This window comes from Mesorhizobium sp. W067 (assembly GCF_054719525.1).
The window spans coordinates 4224815-4241136 of the sequence record NZ_JBTTII010000001.1 but is presented as its reverse complement, the minus strand read 5'-3'; the positions used below and the strand labels follow the sequence as shown (position 1 = coordinate 4241136).

Below are 16322 nucleotides of genomic sequence, written 5' to 3'. Positions count from 1 at the left end.
CTTTCAGAAAGTCACTGCCATGAAGGCATTCGTTGTCGATAAATATAGCAAGAAAGGCATTTTGCGGCTGGCCGAGATGCCGGAGCCGGAGCTGCTGGACAATGACGTCCTGGTCGAGGTCCATGCCGCCGGGGTGAACCTGCTGGATTCCAAAATCAGAACCGGCGAATTCAAACTCGTCCTTCCCTATCGCCGGCCCTTCATCCTCGGTCACGACGTTGCCGGGAGGGTTGTCAGGGTGGGCTCGAAAGTCCGCAAATTCAAACCCGGCGACGCCGTCTATGCGCGGCCGCGCGACGGCCGGATCGGGACATTCGCCGAATTCATCGCAATCGATGAAGCCGACGTGGCGCTGAAGCCGGCGAACCTCAGCATGGAAGAGGCGGCCTCGATCCCGCTGGTCGGTCTGACCGCCTGGCAGGCTCTCATCGAGAGGGCGGGTCTGAAGACAGGCCAGAAGATCTTCATCCAGGCTGGCTCCGGCGGCGTGGGGACATTCGCCATCCAGTTGGCAAAGCATCTCGGCGCGATCGTTGCGACAACAGCGGGCGCGGCAAGCAACGATCTGGTCAGGGATCTCGGCGCCGATGTCGTCGTCGACTACAGGAAGGACGACTTCGAGAAAATCCTGTCGGGCTACGACGTCGTCCTGAACAGCCAGGACGCCAAGACGCTTGAGAAATCCCTGACTGTGCTGAAACCGGGTGGGAAGCTCATCTCGATTTCCGGTCCTCCGGATCCCGAATTTGCCAGGAAACAGAGACTGAACGTGGTGCTAAGGCTGCTGCTGCGGCTGCTGAGCCGTGGTATCAAGACCAAAGCCAAGCGCCGGGGCGTGGGATTTTCGTTCCTGTTCATGTCGGCGCAAGGTGAGCAACTGAGCAAAATCACGTCCCTCATCGAAGATGGGGCGATTCGCCCGGTCGTCGACAGGGTCTTTCCTTTTGAAGCGACCAATGAGGCGCTGGCTTACGTCGAAACAGGACGCGCCAAGGGCAAGGTCGTCGTCAAGGTCAGATAGCGCGCCCAGTTGCTTTGGGGGCATTGAGAGACACCAAAGCAAGGCAGCGCAAGGCCGACAAATTCCGAAAACGGTTCGGCATCCGATCGCCCAAACCTCAGTTGTTGCGGATTGCAACGAAGCTTGCCGCTGCCTTCAGCAAGGCTGCCTGTTCACCGTAAGGCTCGAGCAATTCATGGGCCTGCTTGACCAGCCCATGGAGCTGGCTGCGCGCCCAGTTCGCGCCATGCAGCGCCACCAGCGTCGCCTTGCCGGCGGCTGCGTCCTTGCCGGTCGCCTTGCCCATCTGGCTGGCATCGGCGGTCAGGTCGAGCAGGTCGTCGGCAAGCTGGAAGGCAAGCCCGACCGCCGAGCCGAATTCGGCCAGCCGGTCGCGGTCCTGCGGTGCGGCGCCGGCAATGATCGCGCCGGCTTCGCAGGCGAAGCGGATCAGCGCGCCGGTTTTCATCGCCTGCAGCCGGATAATGCCGGCTTCGTCCGGCCTGTTGCGCTCGGCTTCGAGGTCGAGCGTCTGCCCGCCAACCATGCCCCCGGTGCCAGCCGCGCGCGCCAGCGCCAGCACCAGCGCCGCCCTGCGCTCCGCCGGCAGCGCCGTCGCCTCATCGGCGAGGACATCGAAGGCAAGCGTCAGAAGCGCATCGCCGGCAAGTATGGCGGTAGCTTCATCGAAGGCCTTGTGCACGGTCGGCTGGCCGCGGCGCAGATCGTCGTCGTCCATGGCAGGCAGATCGTCATGGATCAGCGAATAGCAATGCACGCATTCGAGCGCCGCCGCCACGCGCATCGCCGCCTCGCCATCGGCGCCGAAAAGGGCGGCACTTTCCATGACCAGGAAGGGGCGCAGCCGCTTGCCGCCGTTCAGCACGCCATGGCGCATGGCCGCCATCAGACGCTCCGGCCGGGCGATCTCGCCGGCAAGCGTGCGGCCGTCCAGCAGCAGCCTGAGCCCGGCCTCGATAGCCGCCGCCCGCCCCAGAAGTGCGGCCTCAAAGGCCAATTGCTCGTCTTTCGTCATGGCCGGGAGCGGTAGCCGACACTCAGACGTTGCGCAAGAAGCCCCGCGCCATTATGCCGGAGGCGGGAGAATGGCGCGGGTGGGGCGGCTTGACGGAACCGATCGTCGATCATGAAACCGAGGGGTTTGAGATGGCGCGACCGAGGCGCGTGAACCGCGCCGGTCTGAAGCGCCTCGCCCGGCGTTGCCTGGTCGTCGCCGCCGTGCTGGCGGCGATACCCGTTGGGCTGACCTTCCTCTATCTGCCGTCCTTCGTGCATCCGATATCGACCTTGATGGTCAAAGACCTCGCGACATTTTCCGGCTACGACCGGCGCTGGGTGTCGATCGACGATGTGTCGCCGGTGCTGGCCAATTCGGTGATCATGTCGGAGGACGGTCAGTTCTGCTTCCATCGCGGCATCGATCTCGGCGAATTGCGCGGCGTCGTCGACGATGCGCTGGCCGGCGAGGCGACGCGCGGCGCCTCGACCATCACCATGCAGACGGTGAAGAACCTTTTCCTGTGGTCGCGGCCGCTGGGCTCGGTGCGCAAGGTGGTCGAACTGCCGCTGGCCGTCTATTTCGACGCGGTGATGTCGAAACGGCGGATCATGGAGATCTACCTCAACATCGCCGAATGGGGGCCGGGCGTTTACGGCATCGAGGCGGCGGCCCAGCATCATTTCGGCGTTTCGGCCAAGCAGCTGTCGCGGCGGCAGGCGGCATTGCTGGCCGTCTCGCTGCCCAATCCGATCGCCCGCAATCCGGCCAAGCCCGGTCCGGGTCTGCGGCGGCTGGCGTCGCTGATCGAACGCCGCGCCGGCCGTTCGGGCGCGTATGTCGGTTGTCTTGATTAGGTCGAACCGCTGCCGGCTCAAAAAAAATCGCCACGGTGCTGGCCAAAACGGCGCAGGGCGTGTATAGGCACCCGACTTTCTCAGATTATGGCCCTGACGCGGCCCTTTCACGAGGGCTATCGGGGCATTTTGACCATGTAGTGGAGCATATCCATGGCCGTTCCGAAACGAAAAACCTCTCCGTCCAAGCGCGGCATGCGCCGCTCGGCCGACGCTCTCAAGGCCCCGACCTATGTCGAGGACAAGAATTCCGGCGAAATGCGCCGCCCGCACCATATCGACCTGAAGACCGGCATGTATCGCGGTCGCCAGGTGCTGACGCCCAAGGAAAGCTGAGACCGGCTTTCGAAGGGTTTGAATGCCAAAAGAACCGGCCATTGGCCGGTTTTTTTGCGTTTGGTGCGCGTCGCGCCGCCAACTATGCCAAAGACCGGGCGTCCGTGGCGATACAAGCTGCGGCGGCGGTGCTGTATTGAGTGATGCCTTGTCGCGGCGCTTCCGCGCGATGATCGGCCGGCTTCAGAGGGACCGCATGACCAAGCTCACCACAGCACCGCGCGATATCTTCCAGACCTTCATGAACTTCCCGCTGGTCGAGGACCTCGATGCGCTGAAGGCGGATGTCGCCATCATCGGCATGCCTTACGGCAGTCCCTACACGATCGACGAGTTGGTCAACGACCAGACCAACGCGCCGACGGCGGTGCGGCGCGCCTCGCAGCGCATCAGCCTCGGGCTCGACCGCTATGATTTCGACATTGGCGGAACCCTGTTTGACGGGCAGGACGTCAAGGTGGTCGATGTCGGCGATGTCCCCGGCGATGCCGCCGGCGGCCACTACAGGTTGGCCGAAGCGGCGATCCGAAAGATCCGCGTCGCCGGCGCCTTGCCGATCACCATTGGCGGCGATCACGGCATTCCGATCCCGATCCTGCGGGCGCTTGACGGCGAAGGGCCGATCACCCTGGTTCAGATCGATGCCCATCTCGACTGGCGCGACAATGTCAACGGGGTCAGGGAAGGCTATTCCAGCCCCATCCGCCGCGCTTCGGAGATGGCGCATATAGCCGGGATTTTCCAGCTCGGCATCCGCGGCCAGGGCAGCGCCCGGCTCGAGGAGGTCGAGGCGGCCCGCGCCTACGGCTCCAACATCGTCACCGCCAATGAATGGCAGGATATCGGTACGGCGGCGCTGCTCAAGCGCATCCCGGACCGTGGCCGCTATTACCTGACCATCGATGCCGACGGTCTCGATCCCGCTGTCATGCCGGCGGTCGAAGGCCCGGCGCCTGGCGGCATCAGCTACCGGCAGACGATCGAACTGATCAAGGGGCTGTTCGCCAAGGGACGTGTCGTCGGCATCGACATCGTCGAGATCGCGCCGGCGCGCGACGTCAACGAGATCACCTCGATGACCGCCGGCCTTTTCATCCTCAACGCTATCGGCGCCGCCGTGCGGACAGGCCAGTTCAAGCGCTGAATCCCGGCGTGTCGGTGGTCAGCCGGGGCAACTGTGGCTGACAGGGTTGTTTCGCGCGGTCTTTTTCCGTGTTTGCGGGCGCTAGCGAAAAATCTTGACGGCGTGCCTGCGGGGCATTCTACAGAAGGTGCCCCCATTGTTTAGGCAATTCCTTGGGAAACCGCTTTCCTGGAATTGCTAGAGGAGACGCCTGATGTTCGGTGCCATCCCGCTGCTGATCGTGCCCTTCGTGGCCTACAATCTCGGACTCCTCGGAATATTCGGCAGCGGCGACGATCCGTGGGCGACCGAGATCTTCTCGTTCAGCATGATGTCGGGCGGGGTGTTCTCGATGACGCTCGGCGACCTGATGGTGGTGATCGGGCTGATCTTCCTGTTCTTGGAAATGGTGAAGTCGGTGCGCACCACGAACGCCTCGATCATGGACCATCTGTTGTCGACGCTGGTCTTCGTGGCGTTCCTGGTCGAATTCCTGCTGGTGAAGGGCGCGGCGCACTCCGTCTTCTTCACGCTGATGGTGATCGCCCTGTTCGATGTGCTGGCCGGGTTTTCGGTGTCGATGCGGTCGGCGAGTAGAGACATAAATTTGAACTAGCCGCCTTCGTTGGATGGTCGCATCCGTTCGCGATTGGCGTGGCTGCTCTTTCTGGTCGTCATCCCGGGGTCTGCGCCGCGTAGCTTCGCTCCTGCTTCGCCCTGGGATGACGAAGCTCCCCCTCAGCCCGGATCGGCAGTGAAGCCGGCGGCTTCGATGCCGGCGATGGCGGCGGCTTCGTCATTGTCCGACGTATCTCCCGAAATTCCGACGGCGCCGATGACGGCGCCTGCCTTGTCGCGGATCAGCACGCCGCCGACGACCGGCAATACGCGTCCACCCGAGACGTCGGAAATGCCGGCGACGAGATGCGGCCGCTCCTTGGCGAAAGCCTCGACACGGCGCGAACCCATGCCGATGGCCAGCGCCCCATAGGCCTTGCCGGCCGACATTTGCGGGCGCAGGAACGAGGCGCCGTCCTGACGCTGGAAGGCGACGAGATGCGCGCCGGCATCCAGCACGGAAACGCCGAGCGGTTTGAGCTTCATCTCGGCGCCCTTGGCGAAGGCGGCGTCGATGATGTGCTTGGCTTTTTCGAGGGTCAGTGCGGTCATGGCTGTCTCCTGATCAAAACGCGTCAATCATCGACCTGACATGCGGGATGCGAAATCCCGGTTGCGGTTGAAATTGCTTCGTGCGGGAAAGCGGAAATGGCGGGCATTGCTGATCGTGGCACATGGCGGATACGATCCGCCGGCATCCAGATGGCGCGTCGATGAAGAGACCGCGTTATTTTTTCTTGGCTCGGGCCGCTTTCTTGACCGGAGCGGCGGGTGCGTTGGCGAGGTCTTCCGCTTCCTTGGCAAGGCGCAATGCCCGGAGCTTGTTGGTCTTGGCCTGGCGGGCGTCGGCCTCGGCGACATACTCCGCCATCGCCTTTTGCCGCACCGTGGCTGCCTCTTCCTGCTTCTTGAAACGCATATCTGCCCGGGCGCGGGCAGTATCCTTAGAGTTCTCGACCAAGAGCGTTATCCAATCCCATAAATTATGTTTTTCAGCCCCTTGATAGCAGAGCCGACCTGATAATGGGGAAATAAGTTGGTCAAGCGGCCGGGGCCTCGATGCCGCTCGACGCCTTGCGGGCGACCACCGCCTCATATCCGGCCTGCAATGTAGCGCGGACGGAAGGCCCCGCGGGTGTGGCGACAGGCGTGCCCAGATGGTCGTGGCGCAACTCGTCCATGAACTGCTCCCACATTGGCGGCCCGCCTTTCTCCAGCAGTTCGGCGCGGATCGAAAGCTCCTCGCTCACCGGCAGCCAGACGCGGCCCCAAGCGCCGAGATGCGCCATGATCGGCACCAGCGTGATGGCCATCTCGGTCAGGCTGTAGATCGCCTTCTGCTTGTGCGAGGGGTCGTCGGCCTTGGTCAGCATGGCGAGTTCCATCAGCCGCTTCAGCCGGTCGGCCAGGATGTTGGAAGCGATGCCCTCGATCGAGCCGTTGAGCAGTTCGCGAAAGTGGCGTTTGCCGCCAAAAATCATGTCGCGCAGGATGATCAGGCTCCAGCGATCGCCGAACACTTCCAGCGACAGATTGATCGGGCATCCCGAGCGGTGTTCGGTGTTCATCCGACTCTCCTCAAAAAACCGGTTGCATAATCGTATCAGTTTTATTATCGTGCAACCGATTGCAAAATGCAACCAGTTTGATTGGCCTTTGATTGGCCGATAGGAGGAGAGTCCCATGACAAGGGCCGCAGCACCCGAAATCGTCTCCCAGACGTTTGGCGATCCCGGAGATCCAGCCATTCTGCTGATCATGGGCGCCATGGCCTCGATGCTCTGGTGGCCGGAGGCGCTCTGCAAAAAACTCGCCGGCGAGGGCCGTTTCGTGATCCGCTACGACAATCGCGATACCGGCCTGTCGACCAAATATGCGACGGGCGAGCCGCCGTATACGTTCGACGACATGGCGGACGATGCGGTGCGCGTCCTCGGCGGTTGCGGCATCGGCAAGGCGCATGTGGTCGGGATGTCAATGGGCGGCATGATCGCGCAACGACTGGCGTTGAGACATCCCTCGCGTGTCATCACACTGACGGTGATCAGCAGTTCGCCGGTGGGGATCGATACATCGCACCTGCCGGCGACGACCGAGGCCTATATGGAGCACTCGGCCGATGGCGCCAAGGTCGATTGGTCGGACCGCGACCAGGTGATCGGCTTCGTCGTCAAGGATGCGCGTGCGATCGCCAGCACCGCGCATCCGTTCGACGAGAAGGCGATGCGGGCGTTCGTCCAACAGGACTACGACCGATCCGGCGGCTTCCTGAGCGCGACCAACCATTTCATGCTGAAGGGCGGCGAGGATCTGAAAGGACGCCTGCGCGAGATCAAAGTTCCGCTGCTCGTCATTCACGGGACATCGGATCCGATCTTTCCGGTCGAGCATGGCGCAGTCCTTGCCGACGCTGTTGCCGGCGGGCGGCTTGTCCGCGTCGAAGGCGGTGGCCACGAACTGCATCCCGACGACTGGGGCACGATCGTCGCCGCCATCGTGGCGCATACCGAACCCTGAAGGCAGTCTGGAACCTTGACACATTCGCCTCATGGAAATAGTTAAGTAAATGCTTCAGTGTCGGCGCTGGCTGGCACCGCTCCAGCATCGACGAACCGCAAACAGACAAGCAAAAAATGTCCCTGACGTTCCATTTCCATCCGCTGGCATCGTTCTGCTGGAAACCGCTGATTGCGTTTTACGAGAACGATACGCGCTTTACGCCGGTTATCGTCGACCTCGGCGACGAGCAGTCGCGGGCAGCATTCCTGAAGGTGTCGCCGACCGGCAAGATGCCGGCGCTGCGTGACGATGCACGCAACCGCACGGTGCTGGAATCGACCATCGTCATCGAATATCTGGCCGCGCATTATCCCGGGCCGGTCGAGCTCATCCCGGCCGAGGCCGACCTTGCCCTCCAGGTCCGCCAGGCCGACCGTTTCTACGATTTCTACGTGCAGGCGCCGATGCAGAAGATCGTCGGCGACAGGTTGCGCCCGCAGGACAAGACCGACCCGTTCGGGGTCGACGAGGCGCGCGCGCAACTGCGCAACGCCTATGCGATCATCGAGGAGGAGATGCGTTCGAAAATCTGGGCGGCCGGCCCTACCTTCACCATGGCCGACTGCGCGGCCTCGCCGGCGCTGTTCTACGCCAACAAGGTCGAGCCGTTCGGCGACAGCTATCCGGCCGTGAAACACTACCACGACCGCCTGCTCAAGCGGCCGTCCTTCGCCCGGGTGGTCGAGGAGGCGCAGCCCTACTTCAAGTTCTTTCCCTACAATAACGGCTGATCGCGATGCTGCACGATCCCGCCCAGCTCGACCTGATGTTCCAGGCGCTCGCGGACCCGGCCAGGCGCAGCATGGTCGAGCGGCTGTCGCGTGGGCCAGCCTCGGTCAGCCAGTTGGCCGAACCGCTGGCGATGTCGCTGTCGGCCGTCGTCCAGCATCTCAACGTGCTCGAAGCAAGCGGGCTGGTGCGCTCGGAAAAGCTCGGCCGCGTGCGCACCTGCCAGATCGCGCCGCAGGCGCTGCGCAGCGCAGAACACTGGATCAACGAACGGCGGCTGACATGGGAGCGTCGGCTCGACCGGCTCGGCGATTTTCTCGCCGGGACCGAATGACCTGAAGCAGAGGAGAAATGACCATGCCCGGCAAAAGCAGAGCGGAGTTGATCCGCGGCTATTTTTCCGCCTACCAGGCGAATAACAAGGCTGCCGTCGCGGCGGTGCTCGCCGACGATTTCACCTTCACCAGCCCCTATGACGACGCCATCGACCGTGCGACCTATTTCGAGCGCTGCTGGCCTGACAGCCCGGCCTTCAGCTCGATCGTCATCGAGCGGATATGCGAGGACGAGGACGCCGCCTTTGTCCTCTATCGCTGCGAGACGGCGGACGGAAAGACCTTCCGCAACACTGAACTGCATCTGTTCCATGACGACAGGTTGCGCGCCGTCGAAGTCTATTTCGGCGCGTCCTATCGCGACGGCGTCTTCGTCGCGCAGAAACCATCAAGCTGACCAAGAGGACCTGACATGGCCGAACGATCCGTCGTCCACTCCACCTTCGTCCTCGAGCGCCTCTATCCAGTTGCACCGGCGAAAGTCTATTTCGCGCTCAGCGATCCGGCCGCCAAGCGGCGCTGGTTCGCCGACCCCGACAACCCGATGACCCACAGGCACGAAATGGATTTTCGCGTTGGCGGCCAGGAGGTCAATGCCGGCGGGCCGAAGGACGGGCCGATCCACACCTATACCGCCACCTATCAGGACATCGTGCCCAACCAGCGCATCGTCTACAGCTACGACATGCTGTTCGGTGATGTCAGAATCTCGGTTTCGCTGGCGACAATTGAGCTTCGCCCGGAAGGCACGGGCACGCGTCTGGTGCTGACCGAGCAGGGCGCGTTTCTCGATGGGCACGACACACCGTCATCGCGCGAGCATGGTACCGGATTCCTGCTCGATGCGCTGGGCAAGGCGCTGGCAACGGACACTTGAAAGCCAGGGAGGCGAGCTGGAATCGCGGCCTATGCTTCCCAGAACTGATCAAGCCAAATATTGAGCTTGAGGAAGCCGCCACTGCTGACTGTATAGACCCGCCTCGTGCCCTCAGCCTTGGCCTGAACCAGACCGGCGTCCAGCAACACTTTCAAATGCTGGGACACGGCCGGGCGGGAGACTGGCAGGCCCGAAGCCAGTTCGTTGACGGTTTTCGGGCCACGCCGGAGCTCTTCCAGAAGATAGCGCCGGTTGGGGTCGGCAATCGCCATGAAGGCGTCAGAAAAGATCATGCCTATACTTGTGGGGCAAAGCTTTTCAAATCTCAACCGTCGGCTTCCGCTTTTCTGAGCCGCAGTGCTTCAGGGGTGACCGAGCGATCGGCCGGCTGGGTCTTGAAGGCATCGCGGTCTTCGATCGGCACCGGCGCGCGGCGGCTGATGCGCAGCAACGTGTAGGCGGCGAGGCTGAGATGCGCCAGCGCGGTGGCCAGGAACAGGCCTTCGGGGCGGAGCCAGCCCATCAGGGCGGCAGCCAGCAAGGGCCCGATCATGGTTCCAAAGCCATACAGAAGCAGCAGGCCGCCCGAGACCTTGACGAAATCCTCCGATCGGGCGTGGTCGTTGGCATGCGCCACGGCGATCGAATAGAGCGTGTAGGCAAAGGCGCCGTAGGCGGCGGCGAAGACAATGACGAGGACGGCGGAACGCGGTTCGAACAGGAAGATCAGGATGGCGAACAGTGCGGCGCCGAAAGCCGCGCCCGCCAGCACGAAACGGCGGTCGGTCTTGTCGGAGAGGCGTCCGGCCGGAAGCTGCATGGCCGCGCCGGCAATAACGACAAGGCTCATCATCAGTGCGATCTGGGCGGTGGAGATGCCGATACGGGCGCCGTAGACGGCGCCAAGCGTGCCCCAGGCGCCATTGGCGATGCCGACCAACAGGCAGGCGATCGCCGACACCGGCGAGTTGGCGTAGAGACCTTTGACATCGAGCTTGACGTCCTGCAAAGGCTTGGGAGACGAAGCCGACGACACCGCGGTCGGGATCAGCGACAGGCAGAACAATATGCCGGTGATCATGAACAGCGACGCCGATCTGACGTCGCCGCCCGCAACGATCATCTGGCCGCCCATGATCGAGGCATAGGTGACCATCATGTAGAGGCCGAAGACGGTGCCGCGGTTCTCGTTGGTGGCCTTCTCGTTCAGCCAGCTTTCGATGACCATGAAGGCTCCGGCCATGGTGAAGCCGGTGAAGGCGCGCAGCAGGATCCAGACATATTCGTCGATGATCAGGCCGGTAAGCAACGCCACGATGGCGCCCGAAGCGGCAAAGGCGCCGAACGCCCGGACGTGGCCGGCGCGGCGCACCAGGCGCGGTGCGAAGAAGCAGCCGGTGACGAAGCCACCGGCCCAGGCCGTGCCCATCAGGCCGAGCGATGCGGTCGAAAACCCTTCGATCTGGCCGCGCAACGGCAACAACAGGCCGTGCAATCCCGACGCCGCAAGCAGGAAAGCGGTGCCGCGAAGCAGCGAGAGGATCGGCCTGTAGCTTGCAAACATTGTTTGATCCGTCTGGAGATTCGGTGGCGGGGTCTGAAGACAGGCGCATTCGGGCTTTTCGGCGGCGGATGCTCAACGCCGAAACTAACGCGAAAACTAGCCGCGGCGAAACAGGGCTTCGGCCGCCGATTTGGTGCTGCCCTTGGTCTGGAGCTCGGCTTCGAGCCGGGCAATCTCCTCGCGCAGGATGCTGATCCGTTCGGTAAGGTCACCGACCGAAAGCAGCGACAGATCCTGTCCGATCTCATGCGGGCGGGCTTTCTTTTTGGGTTCGTCGTCGAAGATCGCCATCGTCGCTCCTCCCTATTCAGTATTGGGCTGATTTGGCCATTTGCCTGATCCGGCAATCAGCATACATAGGGCAGGGGCGCAGATGCAAACAGCCGGCAAGAAGGTGGCAGCCGGCGACAGACCGGCGGACCGAGACGGGAAATTTCATGGCGAGCGGACATAAAATTCCAGCCACGATGACGGCCATCGCAATCTCGCAACCGGGCGGGCCGCGGGTGCTGAAACCGGAAACGCGCGACGTGCCGGTGCCTGGTCCCGGCGAAATCCTGATCCGGGTGCGTGCGGCCGGCGTCAACCGCCCCGACGTGCAGCAGCGCAAGGGCGCCTATCCGGCGCCGCCCGGCGCCTCCGACCTGCCCGGTCTCGAGGCATCGGGCGAAGTGGCCGCCCTTGGCGACGAGATATCGCGCTGGCGCATCGGCGACCGGGTCTGCGCGCTGACGCCGGGGGGCGGTTATGCCGAATATGTCAAGGTTCATGCCGGCAGCGTGCTGCCGCTGCCCGCCGGCTTCACCCACACGGAGGCGGCCGCGGTTCCGGAAAACTATTTCACCGTCTGGCACAATGTGTTCGAGCGCGGCGGCTTGAAAAAGGGTGAGACGCTGCTGGTCCATGGCGGCTCATCGGGCATCGGCACCACGGCGATCCAGCTGGCGTCGGCCTTCGGCGCGTATGTCGTCACCACCGCCGGCTCGAAGGAGAAATGCGACGCCTGCCTGAAGCTCGGCGCCGACCGGGCGATCAACTACCGCGAGGAGGATTTCGTCGCGGCGGTCAAGGATGCGACCGGTGGCAAGGGGGCCGACGTCATTCTCGACATGGTCGGCGGCGACTATATCGCGCGCAACTACGAGGCCGCCGCGGTCGAGGGCAGGATCGTCCAGATCGCCGTCCAGGCCGGCGCGGTGGCGAGCGCCGATTTCTCGAAAATCATGGTCAAGCGGCTGACCCACACCGGCTCGACGCTGCGGCCTCGCACGGTCGAATTCAAGGCGGCGCTCGCCGCCGCACTGGAAGCACAGGTGTGGCCGCTGCTCGGCACCCGGAAGGTAGCGCCGGTGATGGACATGATCTTCCCGCTGACCGACGCCTGGCGGGCGCATGAGCGCATGGAAGAGGGCGAGCATATAGGCAAGATCGTTCTCGACGTCGGCTAGTTGGGGCGAGATTCAGGTGAGGCCGGCCTGCGAATGGCGGCTCCCTGCGCTTCCGGCCTTCGCCGGCCGAAGCCCTCAGAGGGGTTGCGGCAGTTAAGGCTACGGCCGGCGTAGGCCGGGCTTCGTACTGAAGTACGCTCCGCTCCGGCCTTCGCCGGCCGAAGCCGTCATAAATGCCTCCGCTCTATGAAGGCTACGGCGGGCGTAGGCCGGTTCTCGGGAGCCGCCATTCTCTGCTCGGCCTGACCTGAACCTCGCGCCATGCTCCGCGCTCAGCCTGTCGGCAAGATGAACAGAAGCTTAATGCTGAAATGCAGCATTTGCATTGCGGCTATGCAAAGACGTCTGTTCAATTCGTGGGCAGCACTGCCTATCTAAGCGTCATCGAAACGATTTGATCCAACAACTGGAGGACAACCATGAACCCGATCCGCGCTTTCCGTAACTGGCGTATGTACAACGAAACCGTGCGCGAGCTGAACAAGCTCAACGCCCGTCAGCTCAGCGACCTCGGCATCAGCCGCGGCGACATCGAGAGGATTGCCCGCAAGGCCATCTAATTCGAAGCCTGGTCGGCCGATGAGGCCTGACCACGCGGCAGAAGCAAGAGCCGCCGCAGACGGTATCCCGTCGCCGGTTCCGAGCCCGCTGGACCCTGTCCGGCGGGTTTTGTCGTTTTGGACCCCCTGTACAACTCGGCATCAATGATCGCCGGAGCCGAGGTCCTCCTGGCCTCCCCCGCTGTCCGGTGTCCGACGGCTGCGCCCTGCGCCAAAAACATTGCGAAACGGCAGCGGAGCGGTTATACAGGCCGCGAATTTCCCATTTTGGTGGCTCTAAACCACCGCCCGCGCGGGAACGCGGGCGAACGAGAAGGATTTTTGAAATGGCCAATACGCTGCTGATGCCCAAGGCGACCGCCGTCTGGCTGGTCGACAACACCGCGCTTTCCTTCGAGCAGATCGCGCAGTTCTGTGGGTTGCATCCGCTCGAGGTCAAGGCGATCGCCGACGGCGAATCGGCGCAGGGCATCAAGGGCATGGATCCGATCATGACCGGACAGCTGACCCGCGACGAGATCGCGCGCGCCGAGAAGGATCCGAACCAGCGCCTGAAACTGTCCGACCCCAAGGTGCGGGTGCCGGAATCCAAGCGCAAGGGTCCCCGCTACACACCGCTGTCGAAGCGCCAGGACCGGCCCAACGCCATCCTGTGGCTGGTCCGCAACCATCCGGAATTGAAGGACGCGCAGATTTCGCGCCTGGTCGGCACGACCAAGTCGACGATCGAACAGATCCGCGAGCGCAAGCACTGGAATTCGGCCAATCTGCAGCCGATGGACCCGGTGACGCTGGGTCTCGCTTCGCAGATCGACCTCGACATGGAAGTCAACCGCGCCTCGCGCGGCCGCGAGCAGGCGCAGCCTGTCGGCGACACGCTGCTGCCGGCTGCCGTGACCGAGCGCCTGGTGCCGGCGCCGGAGAAGCCGAAGGACGAGGATGCCGAGCTCGACGCAAACGCCGTGTTCGCCAAGCTCTCGGCGCTCAAGTCCAAGAAGGAAGATGCGGACGACGAGTAAGGTTTGCGACAGTTCATCAAAAAAGCCCGGCGCGAGTGAACTGACCCCATAAAGTAGGACGGTTCATTGAGTTGGCAGGTTTAAGGGCTGGTTCCTGTATTGCACAGGGGCCAGCCCTTTCAGTTTCAGTTTGATGCGGCGGTGGTTGTAATAGTCGATGTAGTCCGTGATGGCGTCGTCCAGGCTTTGAACGGTGTCGAAGGTTCCGGGATGGAAGAGCTCGGATTTGAGGATGGCAAAGAAGCTCTCCATTGGGGGCGTTGTCGAGGCAATTGCCTTTGCGTGACATGCTCTGTTGGAGGCCTCTGGCTTCCAGCCTGCGTTGGAATGCCGACATCTGATACTGCCATCCCTGATCGGAATGCAGGATCGGCCTTTCGTTCTCACCAAGCCGGGCGAGGGCTTTGGTCAGCATATTGTCCACCATTTTGAAGCGTGGCCGCCGCGCCGTCTCGAACGCGACGATCTCGCCATTGTAGAGATCCATGACCGGGGACAGATAGAGCTTGTCGCCGGCCAGGCTGAACTCCGTCACGTCGGTCACCCATTTGCGGTTGGCGCGGTCGGCGCCGAACTTGCGCTGCAACAGATCGGGAGCGGTCCGCCCAGCCTCACCCCTGTAGGAGCGATACTTCTTCGGCCTGACCAGCGACTTCAATCCCCATCCCGGCCATCAGGCTCTGGACGGTCTTGTGGTTGACGCGCCGGCCCAACCGGTGCAGTTGCGCAGTCACCCGGCGATAGCCGTAGCGACCCTTGTGGCTGTCGAAGATGGCCTTGATCGCCGCCTTCAGCGCCGCATGGCGGTCCGAGCGCTTCGCTGCTTTCTGTCTGTAATAGAACGTGCTGCGCGCAAGCTTCGCCAGTTCGAGCAGCCCCTCAAGCGAATGCAACGGCCTTAACGCCTGGACGGCTTGCGCTTTTTGAGCGCATGTCCCTGCGTTAAGGCCTCCAGTTTTTTTAGGTAGTCGTTCTCCATCCGCAGATGCTTCAGCTCAGCCAGCAGTTCTTCGCGGCTTTTGGCCTCGTCACTGGCTGCAACAGGCACTGCGGGGGACGGCGGCTTTGACATGGGTCGTCCTCTGGGACGCGGGCCGAGCGCCTCTATCCCGCCCGCATGATAGCGCTTCTCCCAGCCCGTCAGGCAACTGGCATTGCGGATATTGAACAATGCAGCCGTCTGCCGATACGACAGACCTTCCTCCCACATTCGCTCAAGCACCGACAGCCTGAACGCCGCGTCGTAACGACCGTACTTACCAGATAGCCCGGCATCGCCATGCGCCTGGTACAACGCAACCCACTTGCGAACAGTGGCCGCATCAACGCCATGCATCGACGCCGCACTCGCGTAGCTCTCATCCCCGCCTAAATAGCTATCGACAACCGAGCGCTTGAAACTCTCGCCGTGTCTGGACATGCAAAACCCCCGAAGGTTGTGTCCAACTTTCGGGGGTCAGTTCATCGAGCGGGCTTTTTCATTGATTGTCGAAGTCTCAGCTGCGCGCCGCCCGGTCCGGCGTCATGCCATAGTCCTCCGAGCGTTCGACGGCGCGGTAGAAGTCGGCAAGCTGCTTGCCGCGCTCCGGCTTGAAGATGCGGCCGGCGATGACCACCGAGGCGATGCGGTCGATGCGGAAGGCGCGGAAATCGTCGCGCATCTCGCACCAGGCAACCAGCGTCCATACCTTGCCCCAGAACCACAGACCGAGCGGACGGATGTCACGCCCGGTGCCGCGGCCGGCCTCGTCGCGGTAGTCGATGGTCAGCACCTGTCGCTTCTCGACAGCGCGCTCGATCACGTCGATCGCCTCACGCGCGGCGTCGCTCACCACCCACATCGGCGTGTGGATCTCGGTGCGGGCGATGCGGTCCTTCTCGGCGTCGGGCAGGACGGCGCCGATCTTGACCAGCGCCTCGTCGGCCGCTCGCGCCATAGCAGCGCCGCCAAAGGCCCGCACCATGCGGGCGCCAGCGACCAGCGCGACGATTTCGTCACGCGTGAACATCAGCGGCGGAAGGTCGAAACCCTCCCTCATCATGTAGCCGACGCCGGCCTCGCCGTCGATCGGCACTCCGGTCGACTGCAAATCGGCGATATCGCGGTAGATGGTCCGCTCGGAAACCTCGAGCCATGTGCCGAGCTTCTGGGCGGTGACCAGCCGGCCGCCACGCAGGTGCTGCACGATCTGAAAGAGCCTGTCGGCACGTCGCATCGTATGGTCCCTCGGCTGCTTGTCTATGAATGTCATGGTCCCAAAACCGGTTCCGGGTGACAT

General features: G+C 63.0%; 21 protein-coding genes and 1 pseudogene. 13 read left to right on the top strand and 9 right to left on the bottom strand.

Features of this window, described 5'->3' with window-relative positions:
- The first annotated feature begins 19 nt into the window (after nucleotides 1-19).
- Nucleotides 20-1021, top strand: coding sequence for an NADP-dependent oxidoreductase (locus ACYG97_RS20680; protein ID WP_023733043.1), 1002 nt, complete (start codon nucleotides 20-22; stop codon nucleotides 1019-1021).
- Nucleotides 1022-1118: 97 nt separating this feature from the next.
- On the opposite strand, the gene ACYG97_RS20675 is transcribed toward ACYG97_RS20680, so the two are convergent.
- Nucleotides 1119-2036 (bottom strand): polyprenyl synthetase family protein, encoded by a 918-nt coding sequence (locus ACYG97_RS20675; protein ID WP_023733044.1) that lies wholly within the window; start codon nucleotides 2034-2036, stop codon nucleotides 1119-1121.
- Between the two features lie 131 nt (nucleotides 2037-2167).
- Here ACYG97_RS20675 and ACYG97_RS20670 point away from each other — a divergent pair, with 131 nt between their 5' ends.
- The 4 genes from ACYG97_RS20670 (at nucleotide 2168) to ACYG97_RS20655 (ending at nucleotide 4950) form a co-directional block, all read left to right on the top strand.
- Complete coding sequence (locus tag ACYG97_RS20670; protein ID WP_050588540.1) at nucleotides 2168-2875, top strand: transglycosylase domain-containing protein; 708 nt, start codon at nucleotides 2168-2170, stop codon at nucleotides 2873-2875.
- Between the two features lie 153 nt (nucleotides 2876-3028).
- A complete protein-coding gene (gene rpmF / locus ACYG97_RS20665; RefSeq protein WP_008834724.1) occupies nucleotides 3029-3211 on the top strand; it encodes a 50S ribosomal protein L32 in 183 nt (60 codons plus the stop codon).
- 196 nt (nucleotides 3212-3407) lie between these two features.
- Complete coding sequence (locus ACYG97_RS20660) at nucleotides 3408-4355, top strand: agmatinase (protein WP_023733045.1); 948 nt, start codon at nucleotides 3408-3410, stop codon at nucleotides 4353-4355.
- A 193-nt stretch (nucleotides 4356-4548) separates the two neighbouring features.
- Nucleotides 4549-4950: a hypothetical protein gene (locus ACYG97_RS20655; RefSeq protein ID WP_023670154.1), complete on the top strand. Its 402-nt coding sequence runs from the start codon at nucleotides 4549-4551 to the stop codon at nucleotides 4948-4950.
- 122 nt (nucleotides 4951-5072) lie between these two features.
- Here the strand turns inward: ACYG97_RS20655 and ACYG97_RS20650 are convergent, their stop codons facing one another.
- From ACYG97_RS20650 to ACYG97_RS20640, 3 genes are all read right to left on the bottom strand, one after another.
- Nucleotides 5073-5504 (bottom strand): GlcG/HbpS family heme-binding protein, encoded by a 432-nt coding sequence (locus ACYG97_RS20650; RefSeq protein WP_023733046.1) that lies wholly within the window; start codon nucleotides 5502-5504, stop codon nucleotides 5073-5075.
- A gap of 175 nt (nucleotides 5505-5679) precedes the next feature.
- Nucleotides 5680-5913, bottom strand: coding sequence for a hypothetical protein (locus ACYG97_RS20645; RefSeq protein ID WP_023670152.1), 234 nt, complete (start codon nucleotides 5911-5913; stop codon nucleotides 5680-5682).
- Nucleotides 5914-5992: 79 nt separating this feature from the next.
- Nucleotides 5993-6520 (bottom strand): winged helix-turn-helix transcriptional regulator, encoded by a 528-nt coding sequence (locus ACYG97_RS20640; RefSeq protein ID WP_023733047.1) that lies wholly within the window; start codon nucleotides 6518-6520, stop codon nucleotides 5993-5995.
- A gap of 115 nt (nucleotides 6521-6635) precedes the next feature.
- Here ACYG97_RS20640 and ACYG97_RS20635 point away from each other — a divergent pair, with 115 nt between their 5' ends.
- The 5 genes from ACYG97_RS20635 (at nucleotide 6636) to ACYG97_RS20615 (ending at nucleotide 9452) form a co-directional block, all read left to right on the top strand.
- The gene (locus tag ACYG97_RS20635; RefSeq protein ID WP_023733048.1) at nucleotides 6636-7469 is read left to right on the top strand and encodes an alpha/beta fold hydrolase; all 834 of its coding nucleotides are present in this window, start codon (nucleotides 6636-6638) and stop codon (nucleotides 7467-7469) included.
- Nucleotides 7470-7585: 116 nt separating this feature from the next.
- The gene (locus ACYG97_RS20630) at nucleotides 7586-8242 is read left to right on the top strand and encodes a glutathione S-transferase family protein (RefSeq protein ID WP_023733049.1); all 657 of its coding nucleotides are present in this window, start codon (nucleotides 7586-7588) and stop codon (nucleotides 8240-8242) included.
- Nucleotides 8243-8247: 5 nt separating this feature from the next.
- Nucleotides 8248-8574, top strand: coding sequence for an ArsR/SmtB family transcription factor (locus tag ACYG97_RS20625; protein WP_023699361.1), 327 nt, complete (start codon nucleotides 8248-8250; stop codon nucleotides 8572-8574).
- A gap of 23 nt (nucleotides 8575-8597) precedes the next feature.
- Nucleotides 8598-8972, top strand: coding sequence for a nuclear transport factor 2 family protein (locus ACYG97_RS20620; RefSeq protein WP_032887163.1), 375 nt, complete (start codon nucleotides 8598-8600; stop codon nucleotides 8970-8972).
- Nucleotides 8973-8987: 15 nt separating this feature from the next.
- On the top strand, nucleotides 8988-9452 hold the full coding sequence (locus ACYG97_RS20615; protein ID WP_023715031.1) for an SRPBCC family protein: 465 nt from the start codon (nucleotides 8988-8990) through the stop codon (nucleotides 9450-9452).
- Between the two features lie 29 nt (nucleotides 9453-9481).
- Here ACYG97_RS20615 and ACYG97_RS20610 read toward each other — a convergent pair whose 3' ends face one another.
- The 3 genes from ACYG97_RS20610 to ACYG97_RS20600 all read right to left on the bottom strand — a co-directional run bounded on the left by ACYG97_RS20610 (nucleotide 9482) and on the right by ACYG97_RS20600 (nucleotide 11307).
- Nucleotides 9482-9745 (bottom strand): ArsR/SmtB family transcription factor, encoded by a 264-nt coding sequence (locus ACYG97_RS20610; RefSeq protein ID WP_023670147.1) that lies wholly within the window; start codon nucleotides 9743-9745, stop codon nucleotides 9482-9484.
- 32 nt (nucleotides 9746-9777) lie between these two features.
- Nucleotides 9778-11016 carry an MFS transporter gene (locus ACYG97_RS20605; protein ID WP_023670146.1) on the bottom strand — a complete coding sequence of 413 codons (1239 nt, stop codon included), beginning with the start codon at nucleotides 11014-11016 and terminating at the stop codon, nucleotides 9778-9780.
- A gap of 96 nt (nucleotides 11017-11112) precedes the next feature.
- Complete coding sequence (locus ACYG97_RS20600) at nucleotides 11113-11307, bottom strand: DUF1192 domain-containing protein (RefSeq protein ID WP_023670145.1); 195 nt, start codon at nucleotides 11305-11307, stop codon at nucleotides 11113-11115.
- 146 nt (nucleotides 11308-11453) lie between these two features.
- On the opposite strand from ACYG97_RS20600, the gene ACYG97_RS20595 reads away from it, so the two are divergent.
- The 3 genes from ACYG97_RS20595 to ACYG97_RS20585 all read left to right on the top strand — a co-directional run bounded on the left by ACYG97_RS20595 (nucleotide 11454) and on the right by ACYG97_RS20585 (nucleotide 14043).
- Entirely contained in the window at nucleotides 11454-12464 is a 1011-nt protein-coding gene (locus tag ACYG97_RS20595; RefSeq protein ID WP_032887144.1) for an NAD(P)H-quinone oxidoreductase, read from the top strand.
- Nucleotides 12465-12883: 419 nt separating this feature from the next.
- Entirely contained in the window at nucleotides 12884-13024 is a 141-nt protein-coding gene (locus tag ACYG97_RS20590) for a DUF1127 domain-containing protein (protein ID WP_023670143.1), read from the top strand.
- 326 nt (nucleotides 13025-13350) lie between these two features.
- Entirely contained in the window at nucleotides 13351-14043 is a 693-nt protein-coding gene (locus ACYG97_RS20585; protein WP_023670142.1) for a DUF1013 domain-containing protein, read from the top strand.
- Nucleotides 14044-14106: 63 nt separating this feature from the next.
- On the opposite strand, the pseudogene ACYG97_RS20580 reads toward ACYG97_RS20585, so the two are convergent.
- Both ACYG97_RS20580 and ACYG97_RS20575 read right to left on the bottom strand, forming a co-directional pair.
- Nucleotides 14107-15463 (bottom strand): annotated as a pseudogene (locus tag ACYG97_RS20580) (IS3 family transposase).
- A 76-nt stretch (nucleotides 15464-15539) separates the two neighbouring features.
- Nucleotides 15540-16259 carry a helix-turn-helix transcriptional regulator gene (locus tag ACYG97_RS20575; RefSeq protein ID WP_023683994.1) on the bottom strand — a complete coding sequence of 240 codons (720 nt, stop codon included), beginning with the start codon at nucleotides 16257-16259 and terminating at the stop codon, nucleotides 15540-15542.
- Nucleotides 16260-16322 lie beyond the last annotated feature (63 nt).